An 18878-nucleotide genomic window follows, 5' to 3' on the forward strand; every position below is an offset into this window, starting at 1 on the left:
ACGGAGGCAATTCGTTTTTTTGTACAAACCGGCGTTAATGGTCCGACCATTACATCCAACCGGTAAAAAGGGTGAAAAAAACCTGAATCACTGACATAATGGAACAAAAGATTGAGGCTTTGACTGTATGAATATGTTTTTGAAAGTCGGGGATTCCATACCCCGGGACGAATGTATTTCCAACGTGGTGCAGATGGGCGATTTCGTGTACATGAGTGCACAGACCGGGCGGGGCATTACGTTCCAGGAGCAGGCTGTGACCGCCTGCTATCGTGTCATGGATGTCCTGAAGGACCTGGATCTGAGAATGGATCATCTGGTGAAGTATACCGTGTATCTCACGGATATGGAAAACCGGGATATGTTTCTTGGCGTCTTCAAGAATTTTGTGGAAGCACCGTATCCGGCGGTGACCATTGTGCAGGTGGCAGGGCTGGAGAATGACTCCATGGTTGCCATTGAAGGCCAGGGAGTCAACACGCTGCGTCATGAACGGGCCATGAACGGGTCCTCCGGCTGTGTGGACTGTGAAAGCTGAACCGGCAGACATCAGCAGAAAAGGGAATGCAAAACAGGACCCGAAACGGGTCCTGTTTTACGTCCATGGGTGATTGGGACTGTGGATGATGCGCAGAAACGTCCGGATGTTCCGGGACGTTTTGGCCGGGATCCTGTCCGGATCGCTCACCCAGTTGACCCATACGCCATCCAGGTCTCCGGCTGCCGACAGCGGCACCAGGATCGTATGATCATCCACATACACCGGGAGTTTCTGTTTCTGCCCTGTAAGTTTCCGGAAGGCTGTCTGCCGGCCCTGCATGGTGGAACCCTGCAGGATGCAGCGACGGTCGATCCAGTGCGCAATGCTGATGGCCGGGAAACGATGCGTGTCATTCACCACCACCTGCCGGTCCTGATAGCGCAGGGTGCGGATCAGAGCCACGTGACTGCTGTTTCGCTGCCTTCACGTACGCGCTGGATGTTGGCCCAGTGACGCCAGATCACGAGGATGCTCATGAGCCAGGAAGCCGTGATGATCATGATGCTCTGCGCATTCATGTCCCAGCAGAGCACGGTGATGAGCAGACTGGAACAGAGGATTGCAGCAATGCTGGCAACCGAAACGAATTTGTACAGCCACAGCATGATCAGGAACATGACGAGGGGTGCAAAGAAGAACCAGGGATCCCGGAACACAAACGCAGAGATCCCCACGAGGAAGCCGAAGGCTGTGGCAACGGCTTTGCCGCCCCGAAAGTGTGCGAACAGCGGGAAGCAGTGGCCGACACAGCATGCAAGACCGGTCCAGATCGCTGCTGCGGCAGATACATGGGATGCGATCCACATGGCCAGAACCACCTTCAGAATATCCAGGAGAATGACCGCAGCGCCGGCTTTGGACCCGAGCACACGTCCTGTATTGGATCCGCCCAGATTTCCGGATCCATGCTGACGGACATCCGTCTTGTAGAAAACCTTGCCGATCACCAGGGCGAAAGGGATAGACCCCAGTACATATCCGAGTATGATGCATAAAGCTGTATACATGATTTCACCTCCCCAGTATTTTACCACCTGAATTCCATCTGCGTCAGAAGCAGCCAAAGGTAGTCTGTTATGAGCCCATTGGCAACCGGGTTTCAACGCGATGATGTGCAGGTAAGAAACTGCTCCTGATTGGACTGCGTTTCAGCACACTGCTTCCCGAATTCACGAATTGTGAAGACTGGGCTTTGAATTTTCGGGACAGCGCATATATAATGTACAAACGTGCGGGTCTGGCCATGACCGATGTTTCCGGATGCAGGCGCCAAAGGCGCAGCAGACTGCGGAGACAGACCCGTCTGCGACGAGGGGGAAACCGCCATGACACAAACATACAACGAAAATTCCATCGTGATTCTGGAAGGCCTGGATGCCGTCCGGAAACGCCCGGGCATGTATATCGGCTCCACCGACCGCCGCGGACTCCACCATCTGGTCTGGGAAATCACGGACAACGCCATTGACGAAGCCCTGAACGGCTTTGGCAGCGAAATCACCATCCGTCTTCACAAGGACGGCAGTGTTTCGGTGCAGGACCATGGCCGGGGAATGCCCGTGGGGAAGCACAGCTCCGGAAAGTCGGCACTGGAAGTCATTTTCACTGTGCTGCATGCCGGCGGTAAATTCACGTCACAGGGCGGGTACCGGAATGCCGGAGGACTGCATGGTGTCGGAGCCTCTGTGGTCAACGCGCTGTCTTCCTGGTGTGAAGTCACTGTCCGGGATGGAAAGCATATATGGCAGATGAAGTTCACGGAGGGAGGCAGGCATGCATCCAGGCTGAAGGAGACCGGCACCTGCCGGGATACCGGCAGCACGGTACGCTTCCTGCCGGACCCGAAGATCTTCAAGGATACAAGGTTTTCCTTCTCCCAGATCTGTGAACGGGCGCAGGAGGATGCGTTCCTTCTGCCGAACCTGAAAATGACCGTGATCGATGAACGGGCCAGCAGTGTGAGGGAACGATCCTACCAGTATGAAGACGGCCTGAAGGCGTTCATCCAGGAAGTGGACAAGGATCATGGGGTGATGCATGACCCGGTCTCCTTCTCGGGCGAGAGCCAGGGAATCCGGATTGCCGGCTGTTTTCAGTATACGGACGGCTACCAGGAAAACATTTTTTCGTTTGCGAACATGGTCCGCACCCGGGATGGCGGCAGCCATGAAACCGGCGTCCGGCAGGCATTCACCAAAACATTCAACGAATATGCAAGAAAAAACGGGTTTCTGAAGGAAAAGGACAAAGGATTTGACGGCAGCGACATCCGCGAAGGTCTGTCCGTGGTGATCAATCTGGCCATACCGGAAGAACTGCTGCAGTTTGAAGGCCAGACAAAGGAAAAGCTCGGCACACCGGAAGCCAAAAGCGCCGTGGAGGCTGTCGTATCGGAAAACCTGCGCTGGTTTCTGGAAGAGAACCGCGAGACAGCCAATACCCTGGTCCGCAAGATCGTCCGGGCGGCCGCTGCCAGACAGGCAGCGCGAAAAGCCCGGGATGAAGCCCGAAAAGGAAAAGGCCGCAGCCGTGCGGAGCGGGTCCTGTCGGGAAAACTCGCAGCGGCCCAGTCGCGGGATGCCCGGAAGAAGGAGCTGTACCTGGTGGAAGGAGATTCCGCAGGCGGAAGCGCCAAACAGGGACGGGATGCAAAATACCAGGCGATTCTGCCTTTGCGCGGCAAGGTGCTGAACACAGAAAAAGCCACGCTGGAGGCAGTCGGAAAAAACGAGGAACTCAATACCATCATTCATGCCCTGGGCGCCGGGGTGGGGGCCAGTTTCACGCCCGAGGATTCCTCCTACTACAAAGTCATCATCATGACCGATGCGGATGATGACGGGGCGCATATCCAGAACCTGCTGCTGACGTTCTTTTACCGGTACATGCGGGGACTGATCGAACACGGAATGCTGTACATCGCCCTGCCGCCTCTGTTTCGCATTGCGAAGGGAAAAAAGGAAGTCTATGTGTACACCGACGAAGAGCTGGAAGCACAGAAAAAAGCCTTCGGAAGCGGCTACACTGTGCAGCGCTACAAGGGCCTGGGTGAAATGAACGCCTCCCAGCTGTGGGATACCACCATGGATCCGCAGAAACGCACCCTGCTGCAGGTCTCCATCGAAGACGGCCGGGTGGCAGAAAAGCGGGTATCCGATCTGATGGGTGACAGGGCAGACTTGCGCCGGGACTGGATCGAAGAGAACGTCGTGTTCACACTCGAAGATGAATATGCCAGGGAGGTGGCCAGAGGATGAAGAAGAAAGCGGAAACCGCCGCAGGGAACAGCCAGGGAATCGTCAGGACGCTGCCGCTGGAGGAGATTCTTTCCGACCGGTTCGCCAGATATTCCAAATACATCATCCAGGAACGGGCCCTGCCCGATGCCAGAGACGGGCTGAAACCCGTTCAGCGGCGGATCCTCTATGCCATGCAGGAAAGCGGAAATACCTGGGACAAGCCGTATCATAAATCGGCAAAAACCGTGGGCAACGTCATTGGCAACTATCATCCGCATGGTGACATTTCCGTGTACGACGCCATGGTGCGGCTGTCACAGGACTGGAAAATGAATTTTCCGCTCATTGACATGCAGGGAAACAACGGATCCATTGATGACGATCCGGCGGCTGCGATGCGATATACGGAAGCAAGACTGGCACCGGTGACCGGCATGCTGCTGCAGGATATCGACAAGGATACCGTGGAGTGGGCACCGAACTTCTCCGATGAAAAAATGGAGCCGACAGTCCTGCCGGCCCGATACCCGAACCTGCTGACCATGGGGATTTCAGGGATCGCGGCAGGTTATGCCACGAACATTCCGCCCCACAACATGACGGAGATCCTGGATGGGGCCATTGAGCTGGCCAGAAACCCGGACTCCAAAAAGCTCTATGACATCGTCCAGGGACCGGATTTTCCCACTGGCGGCATTGTCATGGGCCGGGATGGCATCCGGTCGGCGTTCGATACCGGGCGCGGCAGGATCATCATCCGGTCCAAATGCGACATAGTCCCGGGAAAAACCGTGGATCAGATCATTGTCACGGAGATTCCCTATGAGGTCGTGAAGTCTGGACTCGTGAAGAAAATCGACGACATCCGCCTGAACCGCAAGGCAGAAGGGATCCTGGATGTCCGGGATGAATCCGACCGGAACGGTCTGCGGATCGCCATTGATCTGAAAAAGGATGCACCGGCGGAGACGATCCTGAACTACCTGTATAAAAACACCGATCTGCAGGTTTCTTTTTCCTACAACATGATCGCCATTGTAAACCGGCGGCCAGTCCTTCTGGGACTGCGTCAGGCGATTCTCGCATTCCTGGACCACAGACGGGAAGTCATCCTGCGGCGGTCGGCGTTTGACCTGAAGAAAAAACAGGAACGGGCGCATATACAGGAGGGACTGATCAAGGCGATTTCCATCATGGATGAAGTCATTGCCCTGATCCGGGGCGCCCGGGACAAGGCGGATGCCAAAAGCCGGCTGATGGAACACTTTGCATTTACGGCAGCACAGGCGGAAGCCATTGTCATGATGCGGCTGTACCGTCTGTCGCATATGGATATCACCCAGCTCGAGCAGGAGTATGCCCAGCTGGAATCAGAGATCGCCGAACTGGAAAAAATCCTGGCCCAGCCAAAGGAACTCGACCGTGTCCTGACCACGGAGCTCAGGGAAGTCCGCAGGAAGTTCCCCATGCCCCGGAAATCGCAGATCGTGGATGAAGTGGAGTCCATCGTGATCGATCCCATGGCCATGATTCCCGATGAACCGGCGATGCTGGCTGTTACCAGACAGGCGTATGTCAAGCGCAGTTCCCTGCGTTCCTATAATGCATCCGGGACAGACCTTCCGGGCCTCAAGGAGGGAGATGAAGTTCTGGCCGCGGGTGAACTGCGGACCAGAGACCAGCTGCTGGTATTCACGGAACGCGGCCGGGCCGGCATTGTACCGGTCTGGCAGCTGGAGGAATCCCGCTGGAAGGATACAGGCATGCATCTGTCTGCGCTCCTGAAAACAGAACCCAATGAACAGGTGGCTGCAGTCTTTGTCCTTCGACAGACAGTCGAACACCTGCAGGTCGTCCAGGTGTCAGCCCACGGCCAGATCAAACGCTCGGATATTGCGGATTTCACTGCCCTCAAACCGGGCCGTCTGACGGTGTCCATGAAACTGGGAGACCTGGACCGGCTAAACTCTGTAGTCATATCCCGGAGTCCGGAGGACCGCCTCGGTCTGATGTCCGTCCAGGGCCTGGGCCTGCAGTATGAGGTGCAGGAGATTCCGCAGTCCGGGCTGAAAACCAAAGGGGTCCGGGGTCTTTCGCTTGTGCCTGATGACGAAATTGCTGCCGTGCACGTCCTTGATCAGGAGCCGGTGGTGATTCTGGCAGCCGATGGCAGTCTCAAGCGCCTGAAGCGGGAAGAACTGCCGGTACTTCGAAGACCTGCAAAGGGACAGCGTATGTTCAAGCAGGTCAAAAGCCGCGGGTACACCATCAGCGACATGGACTGCCTGCCGGTGCATGAATCTGTGGAACTGGTCAGCGGGTCTGATCATTCCACGATCCGTGCTTCGGAAATTCCGCTGATGACAGCCGCCAGCACTTTCTCACGCCATTCGGCCAGTCTGGAACAGGGCCGGTTCCTGGAACGTCTGCAGCCGCTTGAAAACGGAACCTGGGCAGCTGATGAAAAAGAAGGCACAGTGCAGCCGACGCTCTTTGATGAAGGCTGAGGTGGAAGTGATGAGACAGGACAGTCCTGACAGGCTTCAGCGGCAGGCCATCGTGTTCTGCCTTCTGACAGGAGCCATCTGGGGGTTCGGATTCATTGCCACCAGTCAGTCTCTCTCGGCTTTCGGTGCATTCCAGGTTCTGCTGATCCGGTTTGCCGGTGCCGCGGCTCTGGCATGGATCCCGGTCCTGACGAACCGGAAATCCATCACGAGGCAAAGCCTGACCCGGGGTGTGGTCTGCGGCCTGTTCCTGTTTGGAGCATTTGCACTGCAGACACTGGGACTGGACCTGACTGAAGCGGGATCCAATGCGTTTTTCACATCCGCCAATGTGGTGCTTGTACCGTTTCTGGCCTGGGCGGTGTTCAGAAAGCCCCCGGCTCTGCGTCAGTTCGGTGCCTGTCTTCTCTGTTTTGCAGGTATTGGACTCATGGGATGGACAGCCGGCGGCTTTTCCCTCCGGACAGGCGATCTCCTGTCCCTGGGCTGCGCCCTGCTGTTTGCCTGTCATATCGTGAGTCTGCAATGGGCTGCCGGACAGGATCCGGATGTGATCAATGCCATACAGATGAGCGTGGCTGCACTGCTTTCGGCTGTGCCTGGACTCTCTGTAAGGTGGCCTGCCCATCCCGGGCTTCTGCCGGTGCTTTCCCTGGTGTATCTCATCGCGGGCAGTACGTGGCTTGCATTCTGGCTGCAGACAAGGGCACAGGAACACCTGGAGGCCTCAAGGGCGAGTCTGCTGCTGGCAACAGAGAGCCTGTGGGCCAACCTGTTTGCAGTCATTTTCCTGAAGGAGAGACTGTCGCCTGCCATGGCTGCGGGCGGCCTTCTGATCCTGACGGCGGTGTATCTGACAGAACAGCCTGCCTCTGTCCGGAAGACGGCTTCCACGACGGAGCCTTCTTCCGCGACTCAGACAGAAGAACCATAACGGGCCCAGGGGACAGATGTCATCAGATTGTGGGAAATTTCACACAGGTTCTCAGTTGTGTTACATTCTGTGGAACGGTAAAATAGCGGAAGAAGAAATGGGGTACGAACATGAATTTCTGGGCGTCTGTCGGATTTACCCTTGTAGGCCTGATCATCGGGGCTGTACTGGGATTCTATTTCACAAAACGTAAATTCGAAAAGGAACTGAAGGAGAACCCGCCGATCAACGAAAAAATGATCCGGGCGATGTTCCTGCAGATGGGACGCAAACCCAGCGAGGCACAGATCCGGCAGATCATGAAGTCGGTCAATGCAAACCGCTAGGGGGAGCCGATCCCTTTTTTTGTGCCGTTTTGGACCCAGCCATCAGACCTGACAGCCCTGTCTTTCTGGAAAGCCGAATGACTGGCCACCGTCTGCAGGTACATGACAGCGCTGTAAGACAGAATCACGGCGGCAGATGGTAGAGTGGAAGCAGGTGATAACATGAAACGGTTTTTGCGAAACTGCCTGCTGATCCTGCTTCTGCTGGTAACTTGCGCAGGTGGATACATTGTGTGGCAGGGCTACGAAAAGGCACAGGAGATCACAGCTGAAGTGAGTCTGGAACAGGCTGCGCAGCGGACCATGGCGGCTGCGGACTATACACCCCCTGACCAGATTCCGGAGACATTGAAGGAAGCCACTGTGGCGATCGAAGACAGGCGGTTTTATGAACATCAGGGCCTGGACATCATCGGTCTGCTGCGGGCAGCAGCCAGTCAGTTTCTGCCGGATATGGTCCGCAGCGGCGGCAGCACCATTGGGCAGCAGACGGTCAAGAACCTCTATGGACTGTTTGAGCCGACGCTGGAAATCAAGGTTGCCGAAGTCTTTCTGGCCAGTCAGCTCAATGATCTGTACTCCAAGGACGAAATTCTGACGCTGTACATGAACATCATAAACTATGGAGATGGTCATATCGGGATCACGAATGCAGCCAGGGGATACTTCGGGGTGGAGCCGGCGGGACTCAGTCAGAGCCAGTGTGTCATACTTGCGGGAATTCCCAACAGTCCGGCCAACCTGCAGCTTTCGAATCACTATGAGGCTGCAAGGAACCGGGAGCAGCTGATTCTGCAGGCCATGGTCCGGGAAGAATATATTTCCCGGGAGCAGGCAGATGCGATCTGGAACGAACCTGTCTTTCTGCAGCAGTCCTGAGGTGCTGCTTTTTTTTGTGATATTCCCGCAGATGCCGGGCAGGTGGACCCGGACTTCAGTCTGCAGCAGGGTCTGCGGGATGGAAAGGTTTCCAAGGGTACACGACAGGCAGTACAATAGATAGGATAGCCGGCGGCAGGTTCCGGCTGAATAGAGGTGCAAATCATGGAAAAAGCGGAGAAACTGGCGCCACAGGGCCGGCATGAGGAAGCGGTTAAGGAACTGACGGCATGGCTGAAGGATCATGGCCCCAGCGACAGGGCACACGCGATGCTCATGTCAGAACAGCGAAAGGCCGAACGGTTCAGGACTCCGGCAGGGCCATTCGAATATCAGCCCGTTCCCACACCGGATCCCAGGGCAAAGCTCTATGAGCGGTATCTGAATGGAGAGAATGTCCTGGATGAGCTGATTCAGGCCCATCTGATGGTCCCGAAAAATCTGACTGTCGTGCCGGAAATTGTCAGACTGGTCGCAAAACAGCCGAAATCCATCCGGGGTCTGTATATTCTGGCAGTCACGCTGGGAGACCGTGCCGATGACTACCGCATGGGGGAAAAATTCGGGCAGACGTTTCTGAAGCACTGGCCGAAGGATGATCAGGTCAGACAGCGGATGCAGCATATGCTGGATTTCTGGAAGGACCGGCAGCCGGATGAGACCTCCACGGCCTGGAAACTGGGCCACGGCGATGTGACAGCCATGGAGGAGCAGATCCTGATGCAGGAGAACCCCTGGCTGCAGGATCTGTGGGCAATGCATGCAGCTGCCAACGGGTCTCAGATGGGATTCTGTCATCTGGCAAGGCGGGCCCGTGACCGGGGCAACAGGGAGCTGGAGATCCGGCTGGCCCGGAACCTGAAAGATGCATCGGAATTCAGACAAGACGAGCTGGAGTATCTGGTGTTTACAGTACATGATCTGGAAGAGGCTGACAGGTTGGCCTGGGAGCTTGATGACGACAGTCAGTCCGAGTGGCTGCGGCTGATCCATTATGAGCAGGGGAAGACACAGGACTGCGAGGGCATCGAGGAGCTCACGGAGAAGTATGCCCGCTCTCTGGAAATCTGACGGAAGCAGCTAAATAGAGACAACGGATTCGTTCTCCGTTCCTGTGTAAGGTAAAACTGTGTTAAACTTGAGACATGGTATTCTGGGACAACGTTCAAAGGCTGCTGGATGAAGCCTTTCACGGAAAGATCAAAATCTCATCGGTACGCAATACAGCCAACGGTGCGGAAGCGGCAGCGGGAGAGTGGATCATTATGCTGGAGCGCTGCAGCAGCTCTGATCTGGTCCCTGTCTGGAGGCTCATGATGCGGCGGCAGGAGGAGACAGGAAAGCCGGTTCTGGCGGTTCTGCTGGATGAAGAGCATCCTTCCACTGCGGGGCCTCTGCATCTGGAAGGAGAGGATGGTCCGTTTCCGGGACTGCTCATCTACCGGTTTGGCACAGACAGTCCGCAGGTGCTGGAACAGGCCAGAAGGATTGCACAGCTGTACAGAATTCATTGACTCAATGCGCCCGACAGGGCGTTTTCTTATTGCTTCCGAGTAGTGACAGATGTTCGTATCCGTAACAAGAACCGGGGCAGCCATTGAACGAGGGTAAACATCATGAGATACTGTCGCAGTTGCATATTTCATACAGGTACGTGCAACGGATACCACACTGGATCGAATTCTGAAAAGTCAGATATACGAAAGAAACTGGAGGATATTATGAATTTTCTTGAAAACAACAGTACAAAAATAGCAGGCATCCTTTGCACTGCCACAATGCTGCCGGTGGCAGGTACAGTCATGGCCATGGAAATGGCTCCCGGCTGGACAGAAGATGACAAATACGTGACGGAAGCCGGAAAGCTGGCGACAGGCTGGCATGAAATCGATGGAGAGACTTACTACTTCGATGAATCTGGTTCCCTGGATACAGAGACGACATCCAGAGCGTATACTGCACAGAGCACAACACTGGTAAGCGAGGACCTGAAGGAAACCATCCGTCAGACCATTGTGGAGGAACAGGCTGCCGAAGAGGAAGCCATCCAGACATTTGCAGAAGAAGTGGCGGATGATCAGGCAGTGGAAGAAGCTGCACCGGAAGCCGCAGACACCACAGTTCAGCCGGAAACTGAACCTGTCGTGACGCCGGCTCCTGAAGAAACAGTACAGCCCGAAGCAGTGCCTGAAACCCCGGTGGTGCCTGAGGCTGCAGAACCTGTACAGCCGGAAGCGCCTATCGTGCCTGAGGTTACAGAACCTGTACAGCCGGAAGCACCCATCGTGCCTGAGGTTACAGAGCCTGTGCAGCCGGAAGCACCCATCGTGCCTGAGGTCACAGAACCTGCACAGCCGACAACACCCGTGGTACCGGAAACTCCTGTACAGCCGGAAGCACCGGTCGTGCCCGAAACACCCGTTGTTCCGGAAGCACCTGTACAGCCGGAAGCACCGGTCGTACCCGAAACACCCGTTGTTCCGGAAGCGCCTGTACAGCCTGAAACTCCGGCACAGCCTGCAGGTCAGTACGACCAGCTCAACCAGAACATTGCCAATGCAGCTCTGGGCCTCGTGGGTGTGACCAACGGCTGGCAGTGCACAGAGGTGGTCACAAATGCCCTCAATCAGGCGGGCGTCGCTGCAGGTGTGGTATGGCCGGATCAGTACCTGCAGTATGGTCAGGTCACTGACACTCCTGTGGCCGGCAACCTGATTTACTATGATCAGGGCGGCCGCGGTCTGGACCACATTGCGATCTACATCGGTAACGGCCAGGCAGTACACGGCAACTTCGATGGACAGACCGTTGTGTCCAGTGCCTATCTGCCCGGCGCAAACAGCATGACCTTCATCCAGATTGTTGCGTAATTTTAAATTGCATTGCAAAAGCGTTCCCGTATGTGGAGCGCTTTTTTCTTAGGATAGATGGCTCAAGATCCTGCTGCCGCATGAACCCGTTTGCAGAGTCAGCCCGCAACCCGCTCCCGGAACAACACAAAAAGAGCATCCGTTTACGGATGCTCCCATATGAATGAAAGGATTATTCGTTGTCTGTATCCACAGTCTGCTGATCCTTCAGGAACCGGCCAACAGCGTTGGCTTCGCCAAATGCAGTATCCAGGTTGTCATATACAGAGACAATGGCATTCAGTTCGCTTGCGATGTCATCGTCTTTGATCGCTGCTTCTTTTTTCTCCAGCGAGCTGACCACCAGGTCCAGAACGGACATGGCCTTGATCAGGTGTTCCTTGATTTCTTCGACAGAATCAATCTGTCCATCCAGCAGAGATTTCTGCTCATCCACTACGATTTTATCAGACATAGGTTGTTGCCTCCTTCAGTCTTTGACTAGATTCATTGTATCGTTTTTCACAATACAGGCTTAGTGCTTTGCCTGAAACCTGCATGGCTTCTGGCCCGGATTCAGTCCCTGGCAGTCTTTGCCTGTTCAGCTGCAGAAGTACGGCTGTTTTTGTTCATGATCGGCCGGAAGAACAGGACAACCAGCAGCAGACCAATGACAGCCACACCCGCGGAGAGCAGGAACGTTGTGTCGATTCCGTGACTCATGCCCACAATACCGGCTTCCGCGGCTGACAGGGAGTCATAGGCAATGCCATCCACTGTTGCGGCTATGGAGTTGGCCAGTGTGATGGTGAATCCAATGATCGAAGTACCGATGCCCAGGTCAGAGGGCTTCAGGACTTCCTGGGCAGCAGGGGTGGCAGCAACCGACCGGAAGGCATCTGCAATTCCCGTGAGTCCCACCATCAGCATGATGAACCAGATGGGCATGTTCACGCCCACGAATACCAGCAGGGCACAGGGCACGATCACAAAGATGCAAGAGAGGGCCAGGGCCATCCAGGTGTGAGATTTCCGCTTTGCGACCCAGATACCGAAGGCAGTCGGCACGAGAATCAGAACGATGGTCTTCGACAGCTGCAGGGAACCGGAGGCAGAGGTACCGGCCTGGAGCACATTCTGTACACCAAGGGGCAGGTAGTTGTTCAGGGCGATCAAATAGAACACCGTGCAGAAGGTGATGGCCAGCAGCAGGACATACTGCCTGTTCTGGAACAGCGCCATGGGAACCAGGGGCACAGCAGCCCGGTTTTCCCAGTATACAAACGCCAGCAGGGAACCGAATCCGACGAGGAAACCGGTCATGATCAGGCCGTTGAACCAGCCCATCCTGGCGCCGAAGTTCATCGCCAGCAGCAGGGTGGACAGGCAGACAGTCAGAAGGATCATACCCATCCAGTCGAGGTGGAGGCCGCCTTCGTGGGAATCATCATACATGTTTTGATAGATCAGCCAGATACCGGGTGCCAGTGTCAGGCAGGGGAATGCAACGGCGAGCCACATGAGGTTGTTCTGAACGAGCACACCCGCCAGCCAGGATCCGACAAAACTGCCAACGGCCAGCACCGTTGCCAGCATACCGAAGATCTTGCCCTGCACCTGCGGGGGGTTGACTTCCCGGGCCAGGATATAGGGGACGGAACTCATGGCACCCTGGGCCATGGAGAACAGGATCCGCATGATGATGAATACCCAGAGATTCGGGACAAAGGCCATGACCAGTCCGGAGATCAGGGAAATCGCACCGGCGTAAAGCGTGACTTTCCGGTTGCCGAGTCCATCAATGAGGCGACCACCGATGGGTGTCATGATGGTCATGCAGATGGCGGCAATCAGTGTGATAAGGGAAAAGTACGATCCGCCGCCCATGGAGTCCAGCATTGGCTGCTGGATCGTGGCCAGAGACAGGCCATAGGCGGCAATCGTAAACATGACAAAGTAGCAGCCAATCATGATTCTGCTTCTTTGTGAATCGGTTACGGTAGACATAAAACTCCTCCTTGTTTAGCTAGATTATAGATTTTTGGCACTGGCTCTTCCCCTGATGTGCCTTGAAGAGTAAAATCGAACGGAAAAGGAAGGTGTTTGATTATGGATACGCTTGCTCTGTTTCTGGAGCGCAAAAACATCGAAGTTTCCCTCAAGCGCTATGGCACAGGGGCTTTTCGCCTCTTTGCTGATCGGCACGATCATCAACACGCTGGGCACGCAGCTGAACATCCACCTGCTTACGCAGCCGGTGGCCATCGTGGGCGGAACGGAGTATACCATTGGCGGTCTGGCCAGCGCCATGAGCGGTCCGGCCATGGCGGCTGCCATTGGCTATGCCTTGCAGGCACCGGCCCTGGTGCTGTTTTCCCTGATCACTGTGGGCTTTGCTGCCAATGCCCTGGGCGGTGCAGGCGGACCTCTGGCTGTATATCTGATTGCCATTGTGGCGGCTGAACTGGGAAAAGCGGTATCCGGTGAAACGAAAGTGGACATTCTGGTGACGCCGATTGTCACGATTTTCTCCGGCATTCTTCTTTCTCACTGGTTTGCACCGGCCATTGGTCAGGCTGCGATGCAGACAGGCACGTTCATCATGTGGGCAACCACACTGCAGCCGTTTCTGATGGGGATTCTGGTTTCGGCGTTCATGGGCATCGCCCTGACCCTGCCGATCTCCAGTGCAGCCATCTGCGCTGCGCTGGGGCTGACCGGGCTGGCGGGAGGCGCCGCCCTGGCCGGCTGCTGTGCACAGATGGTGGGTTTTGCGGTGATGAGCTGGAAGGAAAACGGACTGGGCGGCCTGGTTTCCCAGGGCCTGGGCACCAGCATGCTGCAGATGGGCAATATCGTGAAGAATCCCAGGATCTGGATCGCGCCCATCGTCACCAGCATGATCACAGGTCCCTTGGCAACCTGCCTGTTCGGGCTCCAGATGAATGGCCCTGCGGTATCCAGCGGTATGGGGACCTGCGGGATGGTGGGCCCCATTGGCGTTTACAGCGGCTGGGCACAGGAAATGGCTGACGGGATCCGTTCCGTGATTTCGCTCTCTGACTGGACAGGACTTCTCCTGATTTCCATCGTGCTGCCGGCAGTGATCTGTCCCGTGATTCACCGCCTGGTGGTGAAAGCCGGATGGGTCAGGGAGGGCGACCTTACACTGGCTGGCGCGAAGGCAGCCCCGGCAACCGTGGCTGCGGGCACAGAAGCGGGATCCAAAGAATAAAACCTGACTGAAAAAACGGCATCTGTTTCAGGTCCGTCCAATTCCCTGGACCTGGCAGATGCCGTTTTTCTATGGATGTCTTACACCTCTGATGCAGTACAGATGGTTTCCGCTTTGTGTCCGGCTTCACAGAAGGACAGCTGTCTTTGCTGGATAAATGCCTGTATGACACCGCAGGAATCAGCCCTGAGCTGAGTGACCCCAGGAATCAAGCGTTTGTAACGGCCTGGCCGTCAGCCGCTGTATCCATCTGCTTCGGGGAGAATGCGCTCTTGGGAGCACCGCACAGCGGGCAGACGAAATCCTCCGGCAGATCCTCAAAGGCGGTACCTGGAGCAATGCCGGCTTCCGGCAGTCCGAGTTCCGGATCATATTCCCATCCGCAGACATCACAGACATAGACATCTTTTTTTGTCAGCGCAATGCCCATGTCCAAAGCTTCCATGGTTTCTTTGTCCTCGGGAGAATCATTGTCGATGACTTCTTCGATGGCCACAAAGTCCGACTTCGGATGTTTGCACATCGGGCATCTCCAGTCTTCCGGCAGATCGGCAAAGGGAGTGCCTGCCGGAATGTTCTGCGCGGGATCGCCCTTTTCAGGGTCATAGATATAGGGACAGATGGTGCATTGATATTTAGGTCCAAGGTTGTTGTTCATATATGGTTCCTCTTTTCGTGTCACTTTCATTTTAGTCATCCGCCGGATAAACCATACAGCTGTTGCCCGGTACGACTGCCATCCACACAGATGCCTGCATGCTGCGTGTCATGACACCTGGCGGTCTGCCAGCCGGCTGGTCGCAGCTGCTGGGCAGAATCCCGCGGACTGGAACCGGTCGGGGAAACATGGAGGTAGTCTGCTGTTTCCGGTGATTGTCATGCAGCATGCTATACTGCAGACAGACAGCCGGCACTGAACCGGTATCAGAGGTGGAACAATGAACGAGGAAAAAGAAACGATTCTTCTCCAGGGAGAAGACGGAACCGGAATCGAGTGTGAATTCGGAGACCGGTTTGTGCTGGATGACGAGAATTACGTGATCCTGATTCCCTATCGGGACGGCCTGCGGGATGAAGACGGCATCCTGCTGATGCAGACCATGAAGGATGACGAAGACCCGGATACCGAATATCTCGTGGCTTTGTCCGATCCGGAAGAAATCAACCGCGTCTTTTCCGGATACATCCAGCAGAAAGCCCGTGCACAGCATGCTGACGGCACCTGTTTTGAACAGAGCCTGAAAAAAGCGGTACAGAAAGACTGACCTTTCGGGTTGCGGACCCGATCAGACAAATCCGGCAGATCCTCAGAATCTGCCGGATTTTATGTCAGTCCTTCTGTGTCTGCGTGAATCAGTGTCTTTCTTCTTCCTCCCGGAAATACTCCTGCTGCCTTTCCCGGACCACGGTCCGGCACCGCTGGAAAAGATTCAGCAGGGACAGAGCTTTTTTGTCATCTGTCGCTTCCCGGATCCATGCCGTGCCGTTTTCCAGAGACGTTTCCTGCTCACAGATCAGCAGATACAGAATGCACAGTCTGTCCAGCAGAAGGCCTGCCTGTCCAAGCTCCAGTCCCGCCTGTATGCGGTCCTCCAGAATATCCATCATTTCAATGCGTATGTCGCCGTTTTTCAGAATCGAGACAAGGATTTCCTGCAGATGCATGGACAGGGCCCAGTCTGAACTCTCGACAATGCATGACAGACTCGACAGGCGCTTCAGGTTGTCCCGCGTGTAACCGGATTTCAGAATGAACCCCACTATGGTCCGAAACAGCTCATCAGTGCTGAGATGATACACAGATTCAATGCTGGTCCCTGGAAACAGGTCGGTATGCAGATAGGTGACAGACAAGTCAAAGAGATCTTCCAGCAGGGAACAGGCTTCGGGATATACGATACTTTGTGAAGGACAGAGCAGCAGCTGTGAGATCATGGTTTTCAGATCACGCCTGGCTCTGGTTCTGGCACTTCGCCTGCGGTAATAGTACCAGCCCTGGATACGATCTCGGATGGTTTCCAGTTTTTTCCGCATAGATCTGGTATCGGGAATGGAGGCCTTTTTATCCGGAAGTGTCCTGTTTTCCGAGATCCCTTTGAGAATCAGCTCAAATACTTCCTTTTTGGTTTTATCCTGCCGGCCGTGCAGTTCCAAAAGAGCTTCTTCCAGCTGTTCTTTTGGCATCGAGCGGATGAGTTTTCGAAGTTCTGCTTTTGTCATGAGTCCATTGTAAGGGATGAGACCCCCGGACTGGATACAGGAAGTCCATTCTGCCGATGATGGCACTGGCTGAAGAGAAAGAATGAGAAAAAGCCGGAATCTCTGGTATCGGATGGTTTGCACAAATCAAAAGAATGAATTCGATATATGCAAAAAAGTGCAGAAAAGGGGTTGCACTTCTGTGAGGGTGTGGTATTATAAGTGAGTCGCAAGTGATTTGGATAAATCAACAAGTCATAACACATAAAAGGACAAAAAGTTCAAAATATGTGTTGACAGACTCTTGCGGATGAGTTAAGATATAGGAGTGCTGAGGGGCACAGGCGGGCTTGACAGCCGGACCGCTCATTCAGTATCTTTGAAAAGCTTGTGACTTCATCAGAAGCCGCAGGCGATGGAGGCATCTGTCATGGGTGCTGACGCTCTTTGAAAACCGGACAGGAAAAACGAAGTAAATACAAGACGATACAACGTCGATTCTTTGAACCTGAAAAACAATCATGAACACAAGACGCAAAGCGTCTGAGTACAGATCAAATGGAGAGTTTGATCCTGGCTCAGGATGAACGCTGGCGGCATGCCTAATACATGCAAGTCGAACGAGAGACCTTCGGGTCTCTAGTGGCGAACGGGTGAGTAACACGTAGGGAACCTGCCCGCGCACCGGGAATACGCTCTGGAAACGGAGAACAAATCCCGATGTACAGGAAGGAGGCATCTTCTTTCTGTGAAACATCCTTTAGGGGATGGGGCGCGGATGGACCTGCGGTGCATTAGTTGGTTGGCGGGGTAAAGGCCCACCAAGACGATGATGCATAGCCGGCCTGAGAGGGCGGACGGCCACATTGGGACTGAGACACGGCCCAGACTCCTGCGGGAGGCAGCAGTAGGGAATTTTCGTCAATGGGCGCAAGCCTGAACGAGCGATGCCGCGTGAGTGAAGAAGGCCTTCGGGTCGTAAAGCTCTGTTGCGGGGGAAAAAAGGCAGCATCAGGAAATGGGTGCTGACTGATGGTGCCCCGCCAGAAAGTCACGGCTAACTACGTGCCAGCAGCCGCGGTAATACGTAGGTGGCGAGCGTTATCCGGAATGATTGGGCGTAAAGGGTGCGCAGGCGGTCCTGCAAGTCTGGAGTGAAACGCATGAGCTCAACTCATGCATGGCTTTGGAAACTGGAGGACTGGAGAGCAGGAGAGGGCGGTGGAACTCCATGTGTAGCGGTAAAATGCGTAGATATATGGAAGAACACCAGTGGCGAAGGCGGCCGCCTGGCCTGTTGCTGACGCTGAGGCACGAAAGCGTGGGGAGCAAATAGGATTAGATACCCTAGTAGTCCACGCCGTAAACGATGAGGACCAAGTGTTGGGGGTGAAACCTCAGTGCTGAAGTTAACGCAGTGAGTCCTCCGCCTGGGGAGTATGCACGCAAGTGTGAAACTCAAAGGAATTGACGGGGGCCCGCACAAGCGGTGGAGTATGTGGTTTAATTCGAAGCAACGCGAAGAACCTTACCAGGCCTTGACATGGGATGCGAAGATGCAGAGATGCATCGGAGGTCAACATCCACACAGGTGGTGCATGGTTGTCGTCAGCTCGTGTCGTGAGATGTTGGGTCAAGTCCCGCAACGAGCGCAACCCTTGTGGCATGTTGCTAACAGGAAAAGCTGAGGACTCATGCCAGACTGCCGGTGACAAACCGGAGGAAGGCGGGGATGACGTCAAATCATCATGCCCCTTATGGCCTGGGCTACACACGTACTACAATGGCGGCTACAAAGAGCAGCGAGACAGGGATGTCGAGCGAATCTCATAAAAGCCGTCCCAGTTCGGATTGGAGGCTGCAACCCGCCTCCATGAAGTTGGAATCGCTAGTAATCGCGGATCAGCATGCCGCGGTGAATACGTTCCCGGGCCTTGTACACACCGCCCGTCAAACCATGGGAGTCGGTAATGCCCGAAGCCGGTGGCATGACCTCATTAGAGGAGTGAGCCGTCGAAGGCAGGATCGATGACTGGGGTTAAGTCGTAACAAGGTATCCCTACGGGAACGTGGGGATGGATCACCTCCTTTCTAAGGAGAAAGTACAGGGGAAAAGGAAAAAGAGCAGAGTGGTTCCTGTCCGGTTTTGGAAGAGTGTCTTCCAGGGTC

The 18878-nt window shown here is 55.1% G+C and carries 17 protein-coding genes and 1 rRNA gene; 12 read left to right on the forward strand and 6 right to left on the reverse strand.

The window, feature by feature from the left end:
* Positions 1-127: 127 nt before the first annotated feature.
* Positions 128-538: a RidA family protein gene (locus aalo17_RS04695; RefSeq protein WP_067556187.1), complete on the forward strand. Its 411-nt coding sequence runs from the start codon at positions 128-130 to the stop codon at positions 536-538.
* A gap of 57 nt (positions 539-595) precedes the next feature.
* Here the strand turns inward: aalo17_RS04695 and aalo17_RS04700 are convergent, their stop codons facing one another.
* A complete protein-coding gene (locus tag aalo17_RS04700) occupies positions 596-943 on the reverse strand; it encodes a competence protein ComK (protein WP_067556190.1) in 348 nt (115 codons plus the stop codon).
* Complete coding sequence (gene plsY, locus aalo17_RS04705; RefSeq protein ID WP_067560111.1) at positions 934-1548, reverse strand: glycerol-3-phosphate 1-O-acyltransferase PlsY; 615 nt, start codon at positions 1546-1548, stop codon at positions 934-936. Before plsY ends, aalo17_RS04700 begins: the two co-directional genes overlap by 10 nt.
* Before the next feature lie 318 nt (positions 1549-1866).
* Between plsY and parE the strand changes: the two genes are divergently transcribed.
* The 8 genes from parE (at position 1867) to aalo17_RS04745 (ending at position 11296) form a co-directional block, all read left to right on the forward strand.
* On the forward strand, positions 1867-3798 hold the full coding sequence (gene parE / locus aalo17_RS04710) for a DNA topoisomerase IV subunit B (protein WP_067560113.1): 1932 nt from the start codon (positions 1867-1869) through the stop codon (positions 3796-3798).
* Positions 3795-6287 carry a DNA topoisomerase IV subunit A gene (parC, locus tag aalo17_RS04715; protein WP_067556194.1) on the forward strand — a complete coding sequence of 831 codons (2493 nt, stop codon included), beginning with the start codon at positions 3795-3797 and terminating at the stop codon, positions 6285-6287. Before parE ends, parC begins: the two co-directional genes overlap by 4 nt.
* Positions 6288-6297: 10 nt before the next feature.
* Positions 6298-7221, forward strand: coding sequence for a DMT family transporter (locus aalo17_RS04720; protein WP_158507722.1), 924 nt, complete (start codon positions 6298-6300; stop codon positions 7219-7221).
* A 110-nt stretch (positions 7222-7331) separates the two neighbouring features.
* Positions 7332-7547 carry a YneF family protein gene (locus aalo17_RS04725; RefSeq protein ID WP_067556200.1) on the forward strand — a complete coding sequence of 72 codons (216 nt, stop codon included), beginning with the start codon at positions 7332-7334 and terminating at the stop codon, positions 7545-7547.
* 162 nt (positions 7548-7709) lie between these two features.
* Positions 7710-8426, forward strand: coding sequence for a biosynthetic peptidoglycan transglycosylase (locus tag aalo17_RS04730; protein WP_067556203.1), 717 nt, complete (start codon positions 7710-7712; stop codon positions 8424-8426).
* Between the two features lie 165 nt (positions 8427-8591).
* Entirely contained in the window at positions 8592-9497 is a 906-nt protein-coding gene (locus tag aalo17_RS04735) for a hypothetical protein (protein ID WP_067556206.1), read from the forward strand.
* Positions 9498-9571: 74 nt separating this feature from the next.
* Positions 9572-9940, forward strand: coding sequence for a hypothetical protein (locus aalo17_RS04740; protein ID WP_067556209.1), 369 nt, complete (start codon positions 9572-9574; stop codon positions 9938-9940).
* Positions 9941-10147: 207 nt separating this feature from the next.
* On the forward strand, positions 10148-11296 hold the full coding sequence (locus aalo17_RS04745) for an NlpC/P60 family protein (RefSeq protein WP_067556211.1): 1149 nt from the start codon (positions 10148-10150) through the stop codon (positions 11294-11296).
* A 172-nt stretch (positions 11297-11468) separates the two neighbouring features.
* On the opposite strand, the gene aalo17_RS04750 is transcribed toward aalo17_RS04745, so the two are convergent.
* Positions 11469-11750, reverse strand: coding sequence for a hypothetical protein (locus tag aalo17_RS04750; protein WP_067556214.1), 282 nt, complete (start codon positions 11748-11750; stop codon positions 11469-11471).
* 101 nt (positions 11751-11851) lie between these two features.
* Positions 11852-13282 carry an MFS transporter gene (locus aalo17_RS04755; protein WP_082743249.1) on the reverse strand — a complete coding sequence of 477 codons (1431 nt, stop codon included), beginning with the start codon at positions 13280-13282 and terminating at the stop codon, positions 11852-11854.
* 160 nt (positions 13283-13442) lie between these two features.
* Between aalo17_RS04755 and aalo17_RS04760 the strand changes: the two genes are divergently transcribed.
* On the forward strand, positions 13443-14510 hold the full coding sequence (locus tag aalo17_RS04760) for a PTS sugar transporter subunit IIC (protein ID WP_236940512.1): 1068 nt from the start codon (positions 13443-13445) through the stop codon (positions 14508-14510).
* Positions 14511-14718: 208 nt separating this feature from the next.
* On the opposite strand, the gene aalo17_RS13390 is transcribed toward aalo17_RS04760, so the two are convergent.
* On the reverse strand, positions 14719-15168 hold the full coding sequence (locus aalo17_RS13390; protein ID WP_067556221.1) for a rubredoxin: 450 nt from the start codon (positions 15166-15168) through the stop codon (positions 14719-14721).
* Between the two features lie 280 nt (positions 15169-15448).
* On the opposite strand from aalo17_RS13390, the gene aalo17_RS04775 reads away from it, so the two are divergent.
* Positions 15449-15775 carry a DUF1292 domain-containing protein gene (locus aalo17_RS04775; RefSeq protein ID WP_067556227.1) on the forward strand — a complete coding sequence of 109 codons (327 nt, stop codon included), beginning with the start codon at positions 15449-15451 and terminating at the stop codon, positions 15773-15775.
* An 88-nt stretch (positions 15776-15863) separates the two neighbouring features.
* On the opposite strand, the gene aalo17_RS04780 is transcribed toward aalo17_RS04775, so the two are convergent.
* The gene (locus aalo17_RS04780; protein WP_145907512.1) at positions 15864-16730 is read right to left on the reverse strand and encodes a hypothetical protein; all 867 of its coding nucleotides are present in this window, start codon (positions 16728-16730) and stop codon (positions 15864-15866) included.
* Between the two features lie 534 nt (positions 16731-17264).
* Between aalo17_RS04780 and aalo17_RS04785 the strand changes: the two genes are divergently transcribed.
* A 16S ribosomal RNA gene (locus aalo17_RS04785) occupies positions 17265-18800 on the forward strand.
* Positions 18801-18878: the final 78 nt, after the last annotated feature.

The sequence above is a fragment of the Faecalibaculum rodentium genome (assembly GCF_001564455.1).
Taxonomy (GTDB): Bacteria; Bacillota_I; Bacilli_A; order Erysipelotrichales; family Erysipelotrichaceae; genus Faecalibaculum; species Faecalibaculum rodentium.